This is a genomic window from Pseudomonas sp. ME-P-057 (assembly GCF_030208975.1).
Taxonomy (GTDB): Bacteria; Pseudomonadota; Gammaproteobacteria; order Pseudomonadales; family Pseudomonadaceae; genus Aquipseudomonas; species Aquipseudomonas lutea.
Genome location: NZ_JARVSX010000033.1, coordinates 26,357 through 43,735, shown reverse-complemented (window position 1 = coordinate 43,735; position 17,379 = coordinate 26,357). Strand labels below are relative to the sequence as shown.

Genomic DNA, 17,379 nt, shown 5'->3' with positions numbered 1-17,379 from the left:
CTTTCCAGCTCGCCCCTCTTTTCCTACGGATCGCCAATCATGCTCCTACATATCCCAGGCCTGTTTTCACCTGAGGAGGTGCGTCGCATCCGACTGGCGCTGGAGGAAACCGAATGGGCCGATGGCAAGATCACCGCCGGCCACCAGTCGGCGAAGGCCAAGCACAACCTGCAGCTGCCGGAGGGCCATCCGCTGGCCGTGGAAATTGGCGCTGCGCTGGTCGAGCGCTTGTGGCAGAACCCGTTGTTCATGTCCGCAGCCCTGCCCCACAAAATCTTCCCGCCGTTGATCAATTGCTATACCGGCGGCGGCAGTTTTGATTTCCACATCGACAACGCCGTGCGGCAGGCCAAAGGCAGCGCCGAACGGGTGCGCACCGATCTGTCATCCACCCTGTTCTTCAGCGACCCCAAAGAATATGACGGCGGCGAGCTGGTGATTCAGGACACCTTCGGCACCCGCCAAGTCAGATTGCCAGCGGGTGATTTGCTGCTCTATCCGGCCAGCAGCCTGCACAAAGTCAACCCGGTCACACGCGGCGCGCGGTACGCCTCGTTCTTCTGGACCCAGAGCCTGGTGCGAGACGATGGGCACCGCACATTGCTGTTTGAAATGGACACTGCGATTCAGCAGCTGAGCCGCGACGTGCCTGAACACCCTTCGCTGCTTCAACTCACCGGCACCTACCACAACCTGCTGCGCCAATGGGTTGAGGTCTGAGTCATGAGCTGGAATCTGCGACGTGAAGAGGTGCTCGATGGTGACCAGTTGCGCGCCATGCTTGAAGACAGCCCGGCGAGCGCCGCCCGAGCAATCCTGATCGCCGCGCAGGCGCAGATCGTCGACGCGCAGGCGCTGCTCGGGCAAATATTACTCGACGGCACCGGCATTGAACGCGACCCGGCGCTGGCGCTGGTGTGGTTCCAGATTGCCGCGCGCAACGGCCATGCCATGGCGCACAACATGGCAGGCCGTTGCTACGAGCATGGCTGGGGCTGTGAAGCGGATGCCGCCAAGGCCGCGGAGCATTACCGTCTCGCCGCAGAAGCGGGCCTTGACTGGGGGTTCTATAACTACGGCAACCTGCTCGCCACTGGCCGGGGCGTGAACAAGGATCAGGCGCGCGCCCTGGCGTGCTATCGCAAAGCGGCGGACCTGGGACACGCCAAGTCAATGAATCTGGTGGGCCGTCATATGGAAGAAGGCCTTTGCTGCGAGCAGGATTTGCCTGCGGCGCATGAGTGGTATCGACGCTCGGCTCAAGGTGGGGATTTTCGGGGGCAGTTCAGTTATGCATCGGTGTTGGCGGATCATGGTGATGTCGAGGAGGCCATCGTCTGGTTCAACTCTGCGCTTGAGCTGGGCAACCTTAATTTCCTTCAGGGCAGTGGCGAAGCGCTAAGGCTGTCCAGCCACGCCGAGATACGCGCTCTGGCAATCGACTACTGCGGCAAGGCGGCCGAATTGGGCAGCAACAAGGACAAAACGCCTGGGCCGAAGTCAAGTAACACTCCCACGCCTGCTTAGCATTCTGCTGAAACATCTTGATCATCCAGTTCTATATCCCCGGCCATATAGAATTAAGGCCGTTACTGCACTCCCACTGTAAACATTCCTACAGTAAATTAGGCCGAACCCGCATTGACACTCCGCGACGCACAGAACTAGTCTGCGATGACTGCAGCAACTAATGCAGCGATAAGTAAGAGACATCAGGAAGATGCCTCTCATTAGAACAGGGACTATTTATGAATTATGCGCTAGATAACACATCTGAGCCGAGCATCGCGAGCATTGCGGCAAACGCGCCAAAAGCGATGATGGATGCGTCAGACGGAACGATAAAGGGCAGCGTACGGCCCAAAGGGTTGATATTAACGAAAGAGCAGATCATCTGCTTGCATCGCTATGAGAAAAAAGGGCTGCTGCTACCGACCAGCGCTTCAGATGTCAGTGCTTATCTCGGCTACGATCAGGGCACTTCGCCTGGGCGGGGACTCGAGATCAAGGACTTCGTGAACACGTTCACGATCATTAAGTCCCATGCGAATACATGGGATGGTTTGCGGCAGCGTATCAAACTGATCAGCAGCGAGCTAAAGATCTTCGCTTCTAGCATTATTAATACCGGCAAACATGCATCGAGGGCACTGGCCACTATCGAGGCGCTAAAATTCCTGAAAGAACACAATATCACTTCGCTGGATGACTTGAGGAAAGTTGAGGCGGAGATGGGCACAGCATTTCCCGGAATTGAACTCAACGATGGTGATGAGCAAGCGATCTCTACCTTCTCGGGCTATTTGGATAGGTTACTCGACAGGATCACTATCCAAGCGCGCCATACTGGGCAATTAAAAGCAGACCTGGACACATTCGCCAAGCAACTGGCTACGGTGGTCCGAGGGGAAATCAAGATCCGCCTGACAGCGATCGAGAACAATACTTTTAAGGAAGACATCATTCTTCTTCAAGCCGAAATCGAAGCACTTAACAAAGATATCGATGAGCAAAGTGTCAGTTACAAGCAGATGGTGAATGATTCGCTGAGCTCGGCCTCAGCACTCAATGTTATTGGTTTGGGGATGGCCATTTATATTGGCGTTGAAGCGGAAAAGGTTCGCAAATCCCGCAATGAGCTAAAAACCAAGCGGGATGAAAAGAATAGTCAGATGGGTAGGAAGAGCACTGTGCTGAAGCGTCTGAACGAAGTCAAAGCGGACATGCAGGACATTGAATTTTTGAGCCTTGAGGCCGACGCTGCCACCCAGAATCTTGTCACCGTCTGGAACTCGCTCAACCTCTATGTCCAGACTTCTCTAGAGCAAACGGGCGCCATCACGGATGCACTGCAGGTTAGATTTCTGGCCTACCACCTCGACGAGGTGATTGATCCGTGGACCCATATCTCGACTCAAGCCAACGACCTGCACGATGTCTTCATGGACGCCGAAGCAGAAGCCAATAGCCTAATCATTTCCGCATAAGGACTTGCCACAATGAATATTCTAAAATTTAGTAACGACGTCACCTACGTTACACCCGACATGGATCTAATCAAAGTCAGCCTTGACGCCATGCTTGCCCAGAGCGCTAATGCACAGCTCGCGTTTCAAGCGACCGGATACCTGCCCACGGTGTATGAAAAAGCGAGTCCGTTGCGTACTTCCATCGTCACTGTGCACTTGAAAGTGGATGAACAATTGTACACATTGGAAACACTTACCGACAAAGCGCTTAGAAAGCTTAACGAGTGCCGCGCTGAAATAACTGAAGACATGTCCGAAGAAAAACGCAGCTTAAACCTCTACGCGCGGGAGCAAACAATCAAGACCTTCAAAAAAGGGTTCTCCACGGCGGTAAAAGCACTGCAGGACCAATACAAGACAATCTCCGGAGTTACATTCGACCCGGCGCTGACCACGACCTACAAGGAGAAGCTGCTCGACGAACTGCCATCATTGAATGCAGAAATAACTGCGATCGATGAAAATCTGAGGACGCTGGATGGTTCCAGGACAATCATTAATGATGCCATGGCGTTACTGGAGAAAAAAAACGTTGCCGACGTTGCAAGAGACACGTTGCTGACGGTTGAGAGCCTTTCCGCTCTCGGTTTAGCCGCTCCCGAGGTCGAACTTATTAAGTTGGCCATGGAACACATGCGCAAAACTCTCGAGCGCATTAGTGAAGCGATCAATTACCAGACAATGTACGACCAACGAGCCAAACTCATCGCTGATATCCAACGGGTGAAATCAAAAAAGGAAGCGTGCTTAAAAGAGGTGAAGACGGTCACCCAGAAAGCCACGTTGTTGACCAGCATTCATGAGTTGTTCGCGAGCTTTTTCTGCGCACGTGCCGAATACGCAAAGATCGACCAATCAGTAATTGCATTTGTCAACCATCTGGCGTTGTCGGATACAGCCGACTTTGAGGACCAGCTTGTGGGCGCAGCCCCGTCATTCATTGCTTACGTGAACAGCGCCCACTAGGGACATCCAGCGGCAGTGGCAGCTAGCTGTCACTGCCAACCAAGGACAAGGATGTCTTTATGTCTACACCTTTTTTCAAGTTGACCCATTTCGAGGTCATCAACGATTACCGCATCATGCTCAATCAGGCATCGGATATGACCGAACGTGTCAAAGCCGACCTGGACCTGGCGTCGGATCGGGCGTTCATCCAGCTTCACCAGCCAAGCCTTGACGACACCTTTTTGCAAGTCAATGAGCAGCTTCGGAACTGGCCAGAACTGTTCGACTGGCCCCATCGTATTTTTTATCAACAGTCAGATCTCATCACTGATATCAGGCTGTTCGACGCGGAATACTCAAGGGTCATCGATCAGTTGACCGCAACTGAGCGCAAGGGGCTTGTGTCCGAGCTAGACTTCTCGCAGTCGCCCTTTGAGCTTAACGGCCGGATGAAAGTCATGAGCCCCGGCGCGGGCTATTCATTTGCTCAGCAGACCAAGCAGCTTATTTATAACCTGTGGTACCAGTACGATGGTGCATCCTTTGCGTGCCGCAACTTGTACCAGCGCGCTTCGTCAATCCTGCCGCGCCTGATCAACTTCATGCAGGCAGCAATCAGTGCCTACGCGCGTGCCAAAAATATCGACCCGCTCAGTGACGACTCTCGAATTTTGACAGTACGAACGCTCATCCAAAAGACCGAGCGCGACCTTGAAAAGTTGACCGCGGCGCGGAAAGATCTCAGCGAGGGCTATTCAAATCTGGCAGATTTTCTGTCTGGGGCCTTGAGTGAGTTTGTGAATCTCTTCCCATCTGTCACGATCGAGGGTTTCCACCACGTGATCGAATCCGCGATGATTCGACTGGAGCTGGCAGAGGCACTCACCCGCCACACCCGGGACTGAAGCAATAAAAAACCCGCGATCTCTCGCGGGTTTCTTTTTACGGTAACGGCCGCTTAGACATAGAACGATTTCAGCGGCGGGAAACCATTGAACTCGACAGCGCTGTAGCTGGTGGTGTACGCACCGGTGGACAACCAGTACAAACGGTCACCGATGGCCAGGTTCAATGGCAGGCCGTACTTGTAGTTCTCGTACATGATGTCGGCGCTGTCGCACGTCGGGCCGGCAATGACGACTTCTTCCACTTCGCCCTTCTTCTCGGTCCAGATCGGGAACTTGATGGACTCGTCCATGGTTTCGATCAGGCCGGAGAACTTGCCCACATCCGTGTAGACCCAACGCTCGACGGCAGTGCGAGATTTACGCGACACCAGCACCACTTCGCTGACCAGAATACCGGCGTTGGCGATCAACGAACGGCCCGGCTCCAGAATGATCTCCGGCAGGTCATCACCGAAGTCTTCTTTCAGATACCGAATGATTTCTTCAGCGTACGTTTCCAGGCTGTTGGTGCGGGTGATGTAGTTGGCCGGGAAGCCGCCGCCCATGTTGATCAGCTTGAGGACGATGCCGTCTTCTTCTTTAAGACGCTCAAAGATCACTTTGACCTTGGCAATTGCCGCGTCCCACACGCTGATGTCGCGTTGCTGCGAGCCCACGTGGAACGAGATGCCGTAGGGCACCAGGCCCAGTTCACGGGCAAGAATCAGCAAATCCATGGCCATGTCGGTCTGGCAACCGAATTTGCGCGACAGCGGCCAGTCGGCCGTGGTCGAGCCTTCGGTGAGGATACGCACGTAGACCTTCGAGCCCGGCGCGGCCTTGGCGATGTTGCGCAGGTCAGCTTCGGAGTCGGTGGAGAAAAGACGCACGCCCTTCTCGTAGAAGTAACGGATGTCCCGGGATTTCTTGATGGTGTTGCCGTAGCTGATGCGGTCCGGGCTGACGCCGCGGTCCATCACTTTATCCAGCTCGTAGATCGAGGCGATGTCGAAGCTCGAACCTTTCTCTTTCAGCAGATCAATGATTTCGACCGCTGGGTTGGCCTTGACGGCGTAGTAAATGCTGGCGAATTCGAAGCCTGCGCGCAGGTCGTCGTAGGCCTTGCTGATCATCGCGGTGTCGATGACCACAAACGGGGTTTCTTGCTTGTCGGCAAACGCCTTCATTTTCTCGAAGGTGCTTTTCTCGAAATAATCTTCGACCTGGATCGACATGCGGGGACTCCTGTTGGCAAACGGTAAAAAACAATGGGTGTGAGCGCGCGGCTCGTGAACGTCCTCCGTATCCCCACTTTGGTTCGCCTACTTCCCAAGGCCTCTCGCCGAAAGCAAAAAGGCCATCCGTCGATACGTCACGGTTGGCCTTGCTGTCTCGTCGTCAGTGCTTGAGCCGGATGGATCGTTTCCAGCATGGACGTTCGGCGCGAACTGTAGGACCTGAGGGGCCGGAGATCAACTAAAAATGTCGCGATTCTGCCCGTTTTTGCCAGACGGGAATCCACGCGCGTTCAATCAACCCGTAGTAACCGACCGATGTGACAGGGTGATGTTCCCTGAGGCCGGCGCTTCCTAAGCCGGGATACGAGTCACCTCCGTGTCGGATATCGCCTACCAGCTCATCAGAAGCGTCCTTCGCACCACAGCGCCCACCGCCACACATCCATCTGATCCCGGTCATTAGGGTTGATATCGGTCTGCCTCGCAAAGCCCCGGCCCGAGGCCACGAATCAACCCGACCAAGGATCAGTCATGCAAAAACGCGCTTACTCCACGATACATACCAATGCCGTCACATCCGGATACCTGCTCGGTCAAGCAGCCAAGCGGTGGCTGAAGTTGGCAATAGCCCATAAGAGCACCGCTCGATTTCGGCCGACTGAGACGCAACCTGCGATAAGTGGCCATGCCCTCTTTGAACGAATCTAAGGGCATAGGATTGAATTACGAGTTTCCAGCTATCATCCCACCGGGAGTCAACACAGACGTCCATATGAAGATTGCAAGCGATCAATGGAAGCGAGATCCTGCGACCGGCGCATTCATGAGTTGGTTTTACTTAAAAGTACGAAACCGCAGCGCATGGGATTACAAACAGCAAAACCCTGAATGGGAAAACTTTGGCAACTTCCATTACGGTGCTGTTGGCACGGCTGGCCAGCTCAGTGAGCAACTGTTACTGAGAGCCGCCGGATACGCGCAAGCGCAAGCCAAGACACAAGCAGAAAATCACAAGTGGGGTTACTGGTTCTGGCTACCTCCCTACGGAGATGATCCTAAAGACCAGAGGTGGATCAAGATGGGAATTTTATGTGCAAAATCAAGAGGTTACTGATTTCCGTCTCACCTATAAGCATTCCTTCTGGGCCTTGATAATAATATTGATTGCCCGCTTCAGCATTGGCGAGTTATTTGAGTTCGGTAACGGGGCTGACGAAATAGTTTTGAAACGGCCGCTCCCTCAGGGCGACTGGCTATACATCACCCATTACGGCGCGATGGCGACTGATATGGACACGTTGCGATTTTATATTAGCAAGCCCATTGAAGGAGATGATGCAGGTGTACTTTCAACGCTAAACAAAGCGAGTGAATTCCTGGTCACGGACAGCGCATTGGAGAACGTACACATTCGTGACACCGCCAATGGCTTGGGGATAACCGTGAAAGGGGCCATCTATCGTTATTCGAGCAAAGAGTATGTCACTGAAGGAGATCAACTGAGAGCTTACCGGATCACCTTGACGCAACTTGATGATCATTCCCGGAACTGAACCACTGCCTGCACTTGCCCATGAAGATATGCAGAAATCTTCCTGCCTCGCGGACAATCGAGCCCCGGCAATGCCAACGCCAACAGCGGCCCGGGCACCAAAGTACCCAGGCCCTGCACCTCAGTTAGACGCAGCCTGCTCCACCAGATCCGCCGGCGAAACGATGCTGGTCTTCATCCCGCGCGACTGGCCGGAACTCAGGTACGCCGCAATCGATTCCTGCGTCACTTCACCCAGGAACACATTCTCCGCGTCCAGCACTGGCAGCCACGAACGGTTGAACTCGTACATCCGCGACAGCAGGATGCGCAAGTGCTCGTCGTAGGCGGCGGTGGCGTTGAACGGGCGCAGGTACTGGTCGCACGTCCCGGCCTGACGGTGCAGGTCGCGGCGGCGGACGTAGCCCATGGCTTTGTTCTCGGCGTCGGTGACCACGACGTAGCGACGGTCGTTTTCGTCCATGATTTCCAGGGCATCTGCCACTGGGGTTTCCGGGCTGACAGACGGCGCGTTGTCCGCGGCGTCTTCGGCCTTGACCAGCAGCAGGCGCTTGAGCGTGCTGTCCTGGCCGACGAAGTTGCTGACGAAATCGTCCGCCGGGTGCGCGAGCAATGTGTCCGGGTGGTCGATCTGCAGCAGCTTGCCAGCGCGGAAGATGGCGATCTTGTCGCCCAGCTTGATGGCTTCGTCGATGTCGTGGCTGACCATGATCACGGTCTTGTTCAGCGCACGCTGCATCTCGAAAAATTCGTTCTGGATCATCTCGCGGTTGATCGGGTCAACCGCGCCGAACGGCTCGTCCATCAGCAGCAAGGGAGCGTCGGCAGCCAGCGCGCGAATCACGCCGATGCGCTGTTGCTGTCCGCCCGACAATTCGCGCGGGTAGCGGTGCAGATACTGCTTGGGCTCCAGCTTGATCATGCTCATCAGTTCGCGGGCGCGGTCGTGGCACTTCTGCTTGTCCCAGCCCAGCAGCTTGGGCACGACGACGATGTTTTCTTCGATGGTCATGTTCGGGAACAGGCCGATCTGCTGAATCACGTAGCCGATGTTGCGGCGCAGGGTGACTTCGTCCAGACCGGTCGTGTCCTCGCCGTTGATCAGCACTTTGCCGGAAGTGGGCATGATCAGCCGGTTGATCATCTTCAGGGTCGTGCTCTTGCCGCAACCCGATGGACCGAGGAACACGCAGATCTCGCCTTCATTGACGGTCAGGCTCACTGAATCGACGGCCTTCACTTCCTTGCCATTGCTCTGGAAGGTTTTGGTGAGGTTTTGCAGTTCAATCATTTGCTTGGCGATCATTTCAGGAGTCCTTTTGGAGTCAGCGAGCGTTGCAGCCATTGCAGAAGCAGGTCGGCGAAGATGGCCAGAATGCTGACCAGTACGGCGCCGACGATCAGCATCGACATGTCGCTGCGGCTGATGGATGCGAGGATGAGTACGCCAAGACCGCCCGCACCAATGGTGGCGGCAATGGTCATGACACCGATGTTCATGACCACGGCGGTGCGTACGCCGGCGAGGATCACCGGTACGGCAATCGGCAGTTCAACCATGCGCAGGCGCTGGCCGAAGGTCATGCCGATGCCTTTGGCGGCTTCACGAATGCCGGGCTCGACACCGGTCAGCGCCAGGTAGGTGTTGCGCATGATTGGCAGCAGTGAATAGAGAAACACGGCTGTGATCGCGGGCAATGGACCGAGGCCCTGACCAAACTTGGAGTAGAACGGCAGCAACAAGCCAAACAGAGCAATTGACGGGATGGTCAGCAGCACCGTTGCGCTGGCCTGCAACGGCCCGGCAAGCGTCGGGAAGCGCGTCATCAGCACGCCCAAGGGCACGCCGACGAGGATCGCCAGGGTCACGGCGATGCCCACCAGAGTGATGTGCTGCAGGGTCAGGTGCATGACCTGATTCCAGTCCAGATGGGAGAAAGCGCTGAGGAAACTCATGGTTTCTCCTCCTGTTTTGCCGCCGGTGCCGGTGCGACCGGCACGCTGTCGGCGGAAGGATTGATCGGATGCTCGCGCAGGAATTCTGCCGCGACGACAGTAGGACTTTCATGGTCGACGTCAATGCGCGCATTCAGCGTACGCATGGTCTGGTTATCCAGCAGCGCGGCGAGTGGCTTGAGCAGGTCGGCCAGTTGCGGGTGCTTGTCCAGGTATTCCTTGCGAATCACGGGCGCTGCGGTGTAATCCGGGAAGTAGTGCTTGTCGTCCTCCAGCACTTTGAGTTTGAAAGCGTTTAAACGGCCATCGGTGGTGTAAACGAGGCCCGCAAAAACCTGCCCGTTGCGCAGTGCGGTGTAGACCAGGCCGGCGTCCATCTGACGGGTGTTTTCACGGCCCAGGTTCATGCCGTAATGCTTGACCATGCCGACCAGCCCGTCGGAACGGTTGGCGAACTCGGTGTCCAGCGCAACGATGTGGCCCTTGTCGGCCTCGGCCTTGAGCACCGTGGTCAGGTCAGACATGGTGTTGACCTGTGGATACTGCTGGGCAATCTTGTCCGGCAGTGCCAGCGCGTAGGTGTTGTTGAACTTGGAGGGGGACAACCAGACCAGCCCCTTCTTGATGTCCAGTTCCTTGACGCGTTGATAGGTCTGTTCGCTGTCGAGTTTCTCGTCGACGTGGTTGTAGGCCACCAGAGACACGCCGGTGTATTCCCACAGCAAATCAAGCTGGCCGCTTTCCTGAGCGCTACGCGCCAGGTTACTGCCCAGGCCGCCGGTGATTTGAACCTGATAGCCCTTGTCGCGCAGGTATTGGGCAGTCAACTCGGCCAGCATGGTCTGCTCGGTGAACACCCGCGCGCCAATGCGCAAGACGGGCGCTTCGGCGGGTGCATCTGCGGCTTGGGCAAAACCGGACAGCAACAGCCCGACGCCCATGATCAATGTGCATAACTTCTTCATAGCAATTCCTTTCTCGGCGGGGCTCGATTTATCGAGCCAGGCCGCGTTCCAGCCAGAGACGGCTTGCCAGGGTCACGGCGCCATCGAGCAGCAGTGCCAGCAACGCGGTACACGCGGCGCCTAGCACCAGTTGCGGCTGATTGTTCAGGGCGATGCCGGGGAAGATCAGGCTGCCAAGGCTGTTCGCGCCAATCAGAAAAGCCAACGGCGCGGTCCCGACGTTGATCGCCAGTGCCACACGTACACCGCCGATGATGATCGGCACGGCGTTCGGCAGTTCGACACGCCACAGCACCTGACGGGGTGTCATGCCAATGCCGCGGGCGGCTTCTTTGAGGGAACCCTGAACGTTTTTCAGGCCTTCGTAGGTGTTGCGCACGATGGGCAACAACGAAGCGAGGAACAAAGCGAAGATCGCCGGACCGCTGCCGATGCCCAGAATACCCAGAGCGATGGCCAGCACGGCGAGAGGGGGAACGGTGTTACCGATGTTGAAGATCTGCATGAAGCGTTCGGCGCGGCCAACCATGTTCGGTCGGCTCAGGACAATGCCGGTGGGAATCCCGACCACCAGTGCCGCCAGCATCGAAGCCAGCACAAGCACCACGTGGGCTTGCAGATAAAACAGCAGATCGTCCTGATATTGCTTGATGGTACTGATGCCGATCCATTGGACCAGCAGGGCCAGGAGTGCAATGACAATCACACCTCCCAATAGCCCCTTGCCATAGCGATTAGCCACAGGCGGACTCCTTATTTCAGTCGGCGAACGTCTGGCGTGGAGCTGGCCGTTGCAGGCAGCACGCGAACGTTCGCGAAGAGCAGCGGGTGGGTCGCCAGAGAGGCTTTAACCTCGGCGAAAACACAAGCCATGAGCGCAGCTTCGTCAAGCTAACTTGCTGATTTTTCAACCCTTGGCGTGTAGCGATACCAGGGAATGGACGTCTCCTTAACCGCAAAGGTTCCCACGTGAGATGGTATCTGGCCACCCCTGATTGACTGAACGGTTCGGTTATTGGTTTGGTTTGGGCTATAATCGCCGCCCTTTTTTGAATCACCTCTCGGGCGATTTCCCATGACCAGACAGGCCGCCGAAGTCGCGAAACGCCGCACTTTCGCCATCATTTCCCACCCCGATGCGGGTAAGACCACCATCACTGAAAAGCTCCTGCTGATGGGCAAGGCCATTTCCGTCGCCGGTACGGTGAAGTCGCGTAAATCCGACCGTCACGCCACCTCCGACTGGATGGAAATGGAGAAGCAGCGCGGGATTTCCATCACCACGTCGGTCATGCAGTTCCCCTATCGCGATCACATGATCAACCTGCTCGACACCCCGGGCCACGAAGACTTCTCCGAAGACACCTACCGCACGCTGACTGCTGTCGACTCGGCGTTGATGGTCCTCGACGGCGGTAAAGGCGTTGAGCCCCGCACCATTGCACTGATGGACGTCTGCCGTCTGCGCGACACGCCGATCGTGAGTTTCATCAACAAGCTCGACCGCGACATTCGCGACCCGATCGAGCTGCTGGACGAGATCGAAGCGGTGCTGAAGATCAAGGCCGCGCCTATCACTTGGCCGATTGGCTGCTACCGCGATTTCAAGGGCGTTTATCACCTCGCCGACGACTACATCATCGTCTACACCGCCGGTCACGGTCACGAGCGCACCGAGGTGAAAATCATCGAGAAACTCGACTCCGACGAGGCGCGCGCGCACCTGGGTGATGAGTACGATCGCTTTGTCGATCAACTGGAGCTGGTGCAGGGTGCCTGCCATGAGTTCAACCAGCATGAATTTCTCGACGGCCAGCTGACCCCGGTGTTTTTCGGTACGGCGCTGGGCAACTTCGGTGTCGATCACGTGCTCGACGCCGTGGTGGACTGGGCGCCCAAGCCGCTGGCTCGCGTCGCCAACGAGCGCACGGTCGAGCCGGTCGAAGAAAAATTCACCGGTTTTGTGTTCAAGATTCAGGCGAACATGGACCCCAAGCACCGCGACCGCATCGCCTTCATGCGCATCTGCTCCGGCAAATACGACAAGGGGATGAAAATGCGACACGTGCGCACCGGCAAGGACGTGCGCATTGGCGACGCACTGACGTTCTTCTCCAGCGAGCGTGAGCAGCTGGAAGAAGCCTACGCCGGCGACATCATCGGCCTGCACAACCACGGCACGATTCAGATCGGCGATACCTTCAGCGAAGGCGAAGCCCTGGGTTTCACCGGGATTCCGCACTTCGCCCCCGAGCTGTTCCGCCGCGTGCGCCTGAAGGACCCGCTGAAATCCAAACAGCTTCGGCAGGGTCTGCAGCAACTGGCCGAGGAAGGCGCAACCCAGGTGTTCTTCCCGCAGCGCAGCAACGACATCATCCTCGGCGCCGTCGGTGTGCTGCAGTTCGATGTGGTCGCCAGCCGGCTGAAGGAAGAATACAAGGTCGAATGCGCCTACGAGCCGATCACCGTGTGGTCAGCCCGCTGGATCGATTGCAGCGACAAAAAGAAGCTCGAGGAATTCGAGAACAAGGCCGTGGAAAACCTCGCGGTGGACGGCGGCGGCCACCTGACCTATCTGGCGCCGACGCGGGTCAACCTGGCCTTGATGGAAGAGCGCTGGCCCGACGTGAAATTCCGCGCAACGCGGGAGCATCACTAAACAGTGGTGACCATCAGGCTGCATTGATGATCGTTCCCACGTTCTGCGTGGGAACGATCATCAACCTGGAGTCAGGCGCAGGGCCCTGTAGGAGCGCGTTTGCCCGCGAAGCTGCACTTCTGACGACGGATTTGTGTCGGTTGTACCTACCCTTCGCGGGCAAGCGCGCTCCTACACCGGGCAACGGCGTGAGCCAGATTGGCGTTTGATGATCGTCCGCAGTACCTGTGAACGATCAGTTGACCCTTACTTCACCACCATCCCCACTCCCCTCCCACGAGGATCGGACGCGGTCTCGACTTTCGTGCCGTCAATTTTGATTGCCTGCACATTGCCCATCGACCAGCCCTGGTCTTTCAGGGTGTACCCCATGGCGGTGAGTTCATCGGCAACCGAAGCCGGCATCGGCGCAAATTTCTCGGTGTAGATCGTGTCTTTCGGCAGCAACTGGTGATGAACCCGCTGGGCGGCAACCGCGTCCTTGAGCGGCATGTGGAAGTCGTAGATGTTGTTCAGCACCTGAAACACGGTGGTGAAAATCCGTGAGCCGCCTGGGGTACCCAGCACCAGCGTCACGGCCCCGTCGCGGGTGACGAGGCTTGGGCTCATCGACGACAGCATGCGCTTGCCCGGTTCAATCGCGTTGGCATCACCGCCCACCACACCGAAGGCGTTGGCAACGCCCGGCTTGGAACTGAAGTCATCCATCTCGTCGTTCATCAGAAAGCCTGCGCCCTTCACCACCACGCCGCTGCCGTAATCCCAGTTCAGGGTGTAGGTGTTGCTCACCGCGTTGCCCTTGGCGTCGACAATGGAGAAGTGCGTGGTCTGATGCGACTCAAGCCCGGCTTTTACGTTCTCCGTGGGGGATATCGCCGTCGGGTTAACCTCGTGGGCCCGCTTGGCCAAGTAGGCGTGATCGGTCAACTGACTCACCGGCGCCACCGAAAAGTCCGGGTCGCCCAGATAGTTGGCGCGATCGGCGAATACGCGTTTTTCGATTTCAGCGAGCAGATGGACGTAGCGCGCCGAATTTAGCGGCACGCCGTTGAAGTCGTCCGCGAGCTGCTGCTTCATGCCGATCAGCTGCGCCAGGGCAATGCCGCCTGAGCTGGGCAATGGCGCGGTATAGAGCGTGTTGCCGTTGAAGTTGACGTGCAACGGCTTGCGCCAGATGGCTTTGTAATCCTGCAGGTCCTGCCGGGTAATCAGGCCGTTGTCGTGCTGCATCTGGGCAACCATCAAATCGGCGGTCTGGCCCTGATAAAACTCATTGGCGCCTTTGCTGGCAATCCGTTCCAGTGTCTTGGCCAGCTCCGGCTGACGGAACGTCTCGCCGGCCTTCATGTTGCCAAAATAGTCGGCAAAGTTGGTCTTGCCGTTGAGCTGTTTGATCGCTTCGGCGCCATACATGTACTGCTTGTCGGCCACCGTGAAGCCATTTTTGGCGTAACCAATGGCCGGTGTCAGCAGTTCTGACCACGGCAATTTGCCGAACTTCTGATGCGCCTCCCACAAGCCCATCACTGTGCCAGGCACACCTGACGCGCGCGCCCCGACGAGGCTCATTCCCGGAATGACTTCGCCTTTATCGTCCAGGTACATATTGCGTGTCGCGGACTTGGGCGCCGCTTCGCGGTAATCCAGAAAATACGGCTTGCCGTTCATGAACAGCGTCATGAAGCCACCGCCGCCGATGTTGCCCGCTTCGGGATAGGTCACCGCCAGCGTAAAGGCTGTGGCGACGGCAGCATCGACGGCGTTGCCGCCTTTCTTGAGGATTTGCGCCGCCACTTGAGCGCCGTATTGATCAGGAGACGCCACGGCGCCGCCCTCCAGCGCCACGGCAAACACCGGCGAGCTCGCGACGAACATCACCGACAGGGCAAGGGTTTTGAGGGTCACTGCACGCATGGGGCTTCCTTGATGAAAAATGCGACAGCTTGAGGCTGACGTGCTGTCTGGAGGCTGAAGAGACTAACGGTCCGGCTGCACATTAATGATGAAACTTGCCGCAAACGCAAACGGCCACCCGAAGGTGACCGTTTGGCCTGGCCAGGAAGGTCCGTCAAGCCCACAAGGTCAGCCCTTGATGCAATCGCGCTTGATCCAGTCCAGCACCGACGTGGTTTCAGGCACCCAACCCAGCAGCTTCCGCGCATGTTTGCCTCGCACTCGGCTGTTGGAGCCCAGACCGTAGTTGGCCATCTCATAACCCCACTCGGCCTCCGCGTCTTTCAGTGGCCAGTCCTGAGCCGGGCCCAGGCCCAAGGCTTCTGCGATGGCGTTGCTCATGTCGCGGAACGACGCCTCGCCGCTCTCGACGAAGTAGAAAGTGCCCGCCGGGGTGTTTTCCAGCGCCAGGGCGTAGAGCTCGACGACGTCATTGATGTGCACGTTGGACCAGATGTTGCCGCCGGTTCCGACATGGCGAACGACGCCGCTTTTGCGCGCCTGTTTGATGAGCCGCGGCAACTGCACACTGTCGCGACGGACACCCAGGCTATGGCCGTAAATCAGTGAGTTGCACAGCACCGCCGAGCGTACGCCATCATTCGCTGCGGCCAGAACCAGATCATCGATCGCCACCCGTGCAGCCTTGTCCGGAGTGGCGGTCGGCAGTTGACCTTCGTAGTAGATGTTGTCCGAGCCTTCACCCCCCGATGCATCGCCAACGATGCTTGACCCGCTGGTGTGCAAGAACGGCTTGTTTGTACCGCGCAGACCGCTGAGCAGTGCTTCGACCGCGCCACGATGATCACTGCTGGCAGCATTGATGACGCCGTCCGCTTTGCGCGCCTGCTCGATGAGCAACGCTTCGTCGTCAAGCGTACCGATGACCGGCTCGATGCCGAGCGCCTTGAGCTCGGCTGCTTGTTCAGCGTTGCGCACCAGACCTGTGACCTGATGGCCTTTGTTGACCAGACCGGTTGCGATGGAGCCACCGATGAAACCTGCGGCGCCGGTAATGAATACGTGCATGGGTGACTCCCTTGTGGCTTGAATGTGGGAGTGAGTATCGGCCGATGGTTGATTGTGAAAAAGGCAGGCCAAACCAAATCAGTCTTGCGCTCAGCTCATGAATGCTTCTGCACCACCGGGTACACGACGGGCCGCTCCCGACGCAGATTCATCGCCAGAACACTGGCCAGCACGACGATCGAACCGACAATGACTTGCTGTGAAGGCAACTCGCCCAGCATCACCGAGGCGATTGCGATGGCCATGGGTGGCGTGAGGTACAAGCTCATCGACGCGCGGCTTACATCCATGTGTTTCAACACGTAGGCCCAGGCCAGATAAGCCAGCGCGCTGGGAAAGAGTCCCAGAACACCCACTGCCGCGTTGACCCGCAGCGGCGCGTTGAAAATTTCGCCAATCAGCCCCGGCAGATAGACCAGCAAGAAAACTGTGCCCGCCCACACTGTGTAACAGACCATGGTCAGCCCGTCGTAGCGATAGCTGTGACGCTTCTGCAGGGAGAAATAAACACTCCAGGAAAACGCCGCAACCAGGATGAGCAGGCCCCGTGCATTCAGGTGTCCAATGCCACGGTCGCCGGTGACGACAATCGCAGCGCCCACCAGCCCAAGCGCAACGCAGCCCCAACGCCAGGCGCTGACCCGCTCCTTGAAGACGAAACGCGCCAGCAGCGCTGTGAACAGGGGCGTCGATTGCACCAGAACGCTGGATGCCCCGGCGGTCACGCCAGCCTGGCCAAAGTTGAGCGCGATGTGATGAAGGCTGACCGCAAAGAAACCGAGCACGGCGAGCAATGGCAAATCTTTCGGACGCGGCAGAGAGATGCGCAACGACGAGGCGATGATCAGCATGAAGGCGGAAGCAATGAGAAAGCGCAGCAGCGCCAGATGACCGGGCTCGTAGGCCTGCAAACCGATGCGGATGCCGGTGGGCGAGAAACCCCAGCAGGCGATTACAAAGAACGTCGCGAGAACGACTTTCAGCCGCTGCCAGCGCACGCCGGCGTTTTCGGCAAAGCCCGGCCCCTGCAGAATTTCATTTACCGCCGCCATATCGATACTCCAGTGAACCGGCCCGCCGCCTGCCCTTGGCCGCGAGTATCGAAACATCCTATGCTCACCACAACCGAACAATAATGACTTAACTCCTCACTTTTGGTGATG

The 17,379-nt window shown here is 57.4% G+C and carries 16 protein-coding genes; 8 read left to right on the top strand and 8 right to left on the bottom strand.

What is annotated here, in order from left to right; all coding sequences use genetic code 11:
- Positions 1-39: 39 nt before the first annotated feature.
- From QRN48_RS16770 to QRN48_RS16750, 5 genes are all read left to right on the top strand, one after another.
- Complete coding sequence (locus tag QRN48_RS16770) at positions 40-720, top strand: Fe2+-dependent dioxygenase (RefSeq protein WP_191944325.1); 681 nt, start codon at positions 40-42, stop codon at positions 718-720.
- Positions 721-723: 3 nt separating this feature from the next.
- Positions 724-1,527, top strand: a complete 804-nt coding sequence (locus QRN48_RS16765) for a tetratricopeptide repeat protein (RefSeq protein ID WP_285351816.1) — start codon at positions 724-726, stop codon at positions 1,525-1,527.
- Between the two features lie 221 nt (positions 1,528-1,748).
- Positions 1,749-2,987 (top strand): alpha-xenorhabdolysin family binary toxin subunit A, encoded by a 1,239-nt coding sequence (locus QRN48_RS16760; protein ID WP_285351814.1) that lies wholly within the window; start codon positions 1,749-1,751, stop codon positions 2,985-2,987.
- Between the two features lie 12 nt (positions 2,988-2,999).
- Positions 3,000-3,995 carry an alpha-xenorhabdolysin family binary toxin subunit B gene (locus QRN48_RS16755; protein ID WP_285351812.1) on the top strand — a complete coding sequence of 332 codons (996 nt, stop codon included), beginning with the start codon at positions 3,000-3,002 and terminating at the stop codon, positions 3,993-3,995.
- Positions 3,996-4,054: 59 nt separating this feature from the next.
- Positions 4,055-4,882: a hypothetical protein gene (locus tag QRN48_RS16750; RefSeq protein ID WP_285351810.1), complete on the top strand. Its 828-nt coding sequence runs from the start codon at positions 4,055-4,057 to the stop codon at positions 4,880-4,882.
- Positions 4,883-4,935: 53 nt separating this feature from the next.
- On the opposite strand, the gene QRN48_RS16745 is transcribed toward QRN48_RS16750, so the two are convergent.
- Positions 4,936-6,099, bottom strand: a complete 1,164-nt coding sequence (locus QRN48_RS16745; protein WP_191944320.1) for a type III PLP-dependent enzyme — start codon at positions 6,097-6,099, stop codon at positions 4,936-4,938.
- A gap of 721 nt (positions 6,100-6,820) precedes the next feature.
- On the opposite strand from QRN48_RS16745, the gene QRN48_RS16740 reads away from it, so the two are divergent.
- Together QRN48_RS16740 and QRN48_RS16735 are read left to right on the top strand one after the other, a co-directional pair.
- On the top strand, positions 6,821-7,216 hold the full coding sequence (locus tag QRN48_RS16740; RefSeq protein WP_285352116.1) for a polymorphic toxin type 44 domain-containing protein: 396 nt from the start codon (positions 6,821-6,823) through the stop codon (positions 7,214-7,216).
- Positions 7,194-7,655 carry a hypothetical protein gene (locus tag QRN48_RS16735; protein WP_285351809.1) on the top strand — a complete coding sequence of 154 codons (462 nt, stop codon included), beginning with the start codon at positions 7,194-7,196 and terminating at the stop codon, positions 7,653-7,655. The genes QRN48_RS16740 and QRN48_RS16735 overlap by 23 nt, the downstream gene beginning before the upstream one ends.
- Before the next feature lie 120 nt (positions 7,656-7,775).
- Here QRN48_RS16735 and QRN48_RS16730 read toward each other — a convergent pair whose 3' ends face one another.
- From QRN48_RS16730 to QRN48_RS16715, 4 genes are read right to left on the bottom strand one after another with little or no spacing between them, the layout of a single operon-like run.
- The gene (locus tag QRN48_RS16730; RefSeq protein ID WP_037013288.1) at positions 7,776-8,945 is read right to left on the bottom strand and encodes an osmoprotectant ABC transporter ATP-binding protein OsmV; all 1,170 of its coding nucleotides are present in this window, start codon (positions 8,943-8,945) and stop codon (positions 7,776-7,778) included.
- Between the two features lie 11 nt (positions 8,946-8,956).
- On the bottom strand, positions 8,957-9,610 hold the full coding sequence (locus QRN48_RS16725; RefSeq protein WP_191944317.1) for an ABC transporter permease: 654 nt from the start codon (positions 9,608-9,610) through the stop codon (positions 8,957-8,959).
- Positions 9,607-10,575 carry a glycine betaine ABC transporter substrate-binding protein gene (locus QRN48_RS16720; RefSeq protein WP_191944316.1) on the bottom strand — a complete coding sequence of 323 codons (969 nt, stop codon included), beginning with the start codon at positions 10,573-10,575 and terminating at the stop codon, positions 9,607-9,609. The genes QRN48_RS16725 and QRN48_RS16720 overlap by 4 nt, the downstream gene beginning before the upstream one ends.
- 28 nt (positions 10,576-10,603) lie before the next feature.
- Positions 10,604-11,317, bottom strand: a complete 714-nt coding sequence (locus tag QRN48_RS16715) for an ABC transporter permease (protein ID WP_037012654.1) — start codon at positions 11,315-11,317, stop codon at positions 10,604-10,606.
- A 333-nt stretch (positions 11,318-11,650) separates the two neighbouring features.
- On the opposite strand from QRN48_RS16715, the gene QRN48_RS16710 reads away from it, so the two are divergent.
- On the top strand, positions 11,651-13,234 hold the full coding sequence (locus tag QRN48_RS16710; RefSeq protein WP_285351805.1) for a peptide chain release factor 3: 1,584 nt from the start codon (positions 11,651-11,653) through the stop codon (positions 13,232-13,234).
- Between the two features lie 246 nt (positions 13,235-13,480).
- Here the strand turns inward: QRN48_RS16710 and ggt are convergent, their stop codons facing one another.
- The 3 genes from ggt to QRN48_RS16695 form a co-directional block, all read right to left on the bottom strand.
- The gene (gene ggt / locus QRN48_RS16705) at positions 13,481-15,148 is read right to left on the bottom strand and encodes a gamma-glutamyltransferase (protein WP_191944314.1); all 1,668 of its coding nucleotides are present in this window, start codon (positions 15,146-15,148) and stop codon (positions 13,481-13,483) included.
- 168 nt (positions 15,149-15,316) lie between these two features.
- Positions 15,317-16,216 (bottom strand): NAD-dependent epimerase/dehydratase family protein, encoded by a 900-nt coding sequence (locus QRN48_RS16700; protein WP_285351801.1) that lies wholly within the window; start codon positions 16,214-16,216, stop codon positions 15,317-15,319.
- Between the two features lie 95 nt (positions 16,217-16,311).
- Entirely contained in the window at positions 16,312-17,268 is a 957-nt protein-coding gene (locus tag QRN48_RS16695; protein WP_285351797.1) for a DMT family transporter, read from the bottom strand.
- Positions 17,269-17,379 lie beyond the last annotated feature (111 nt).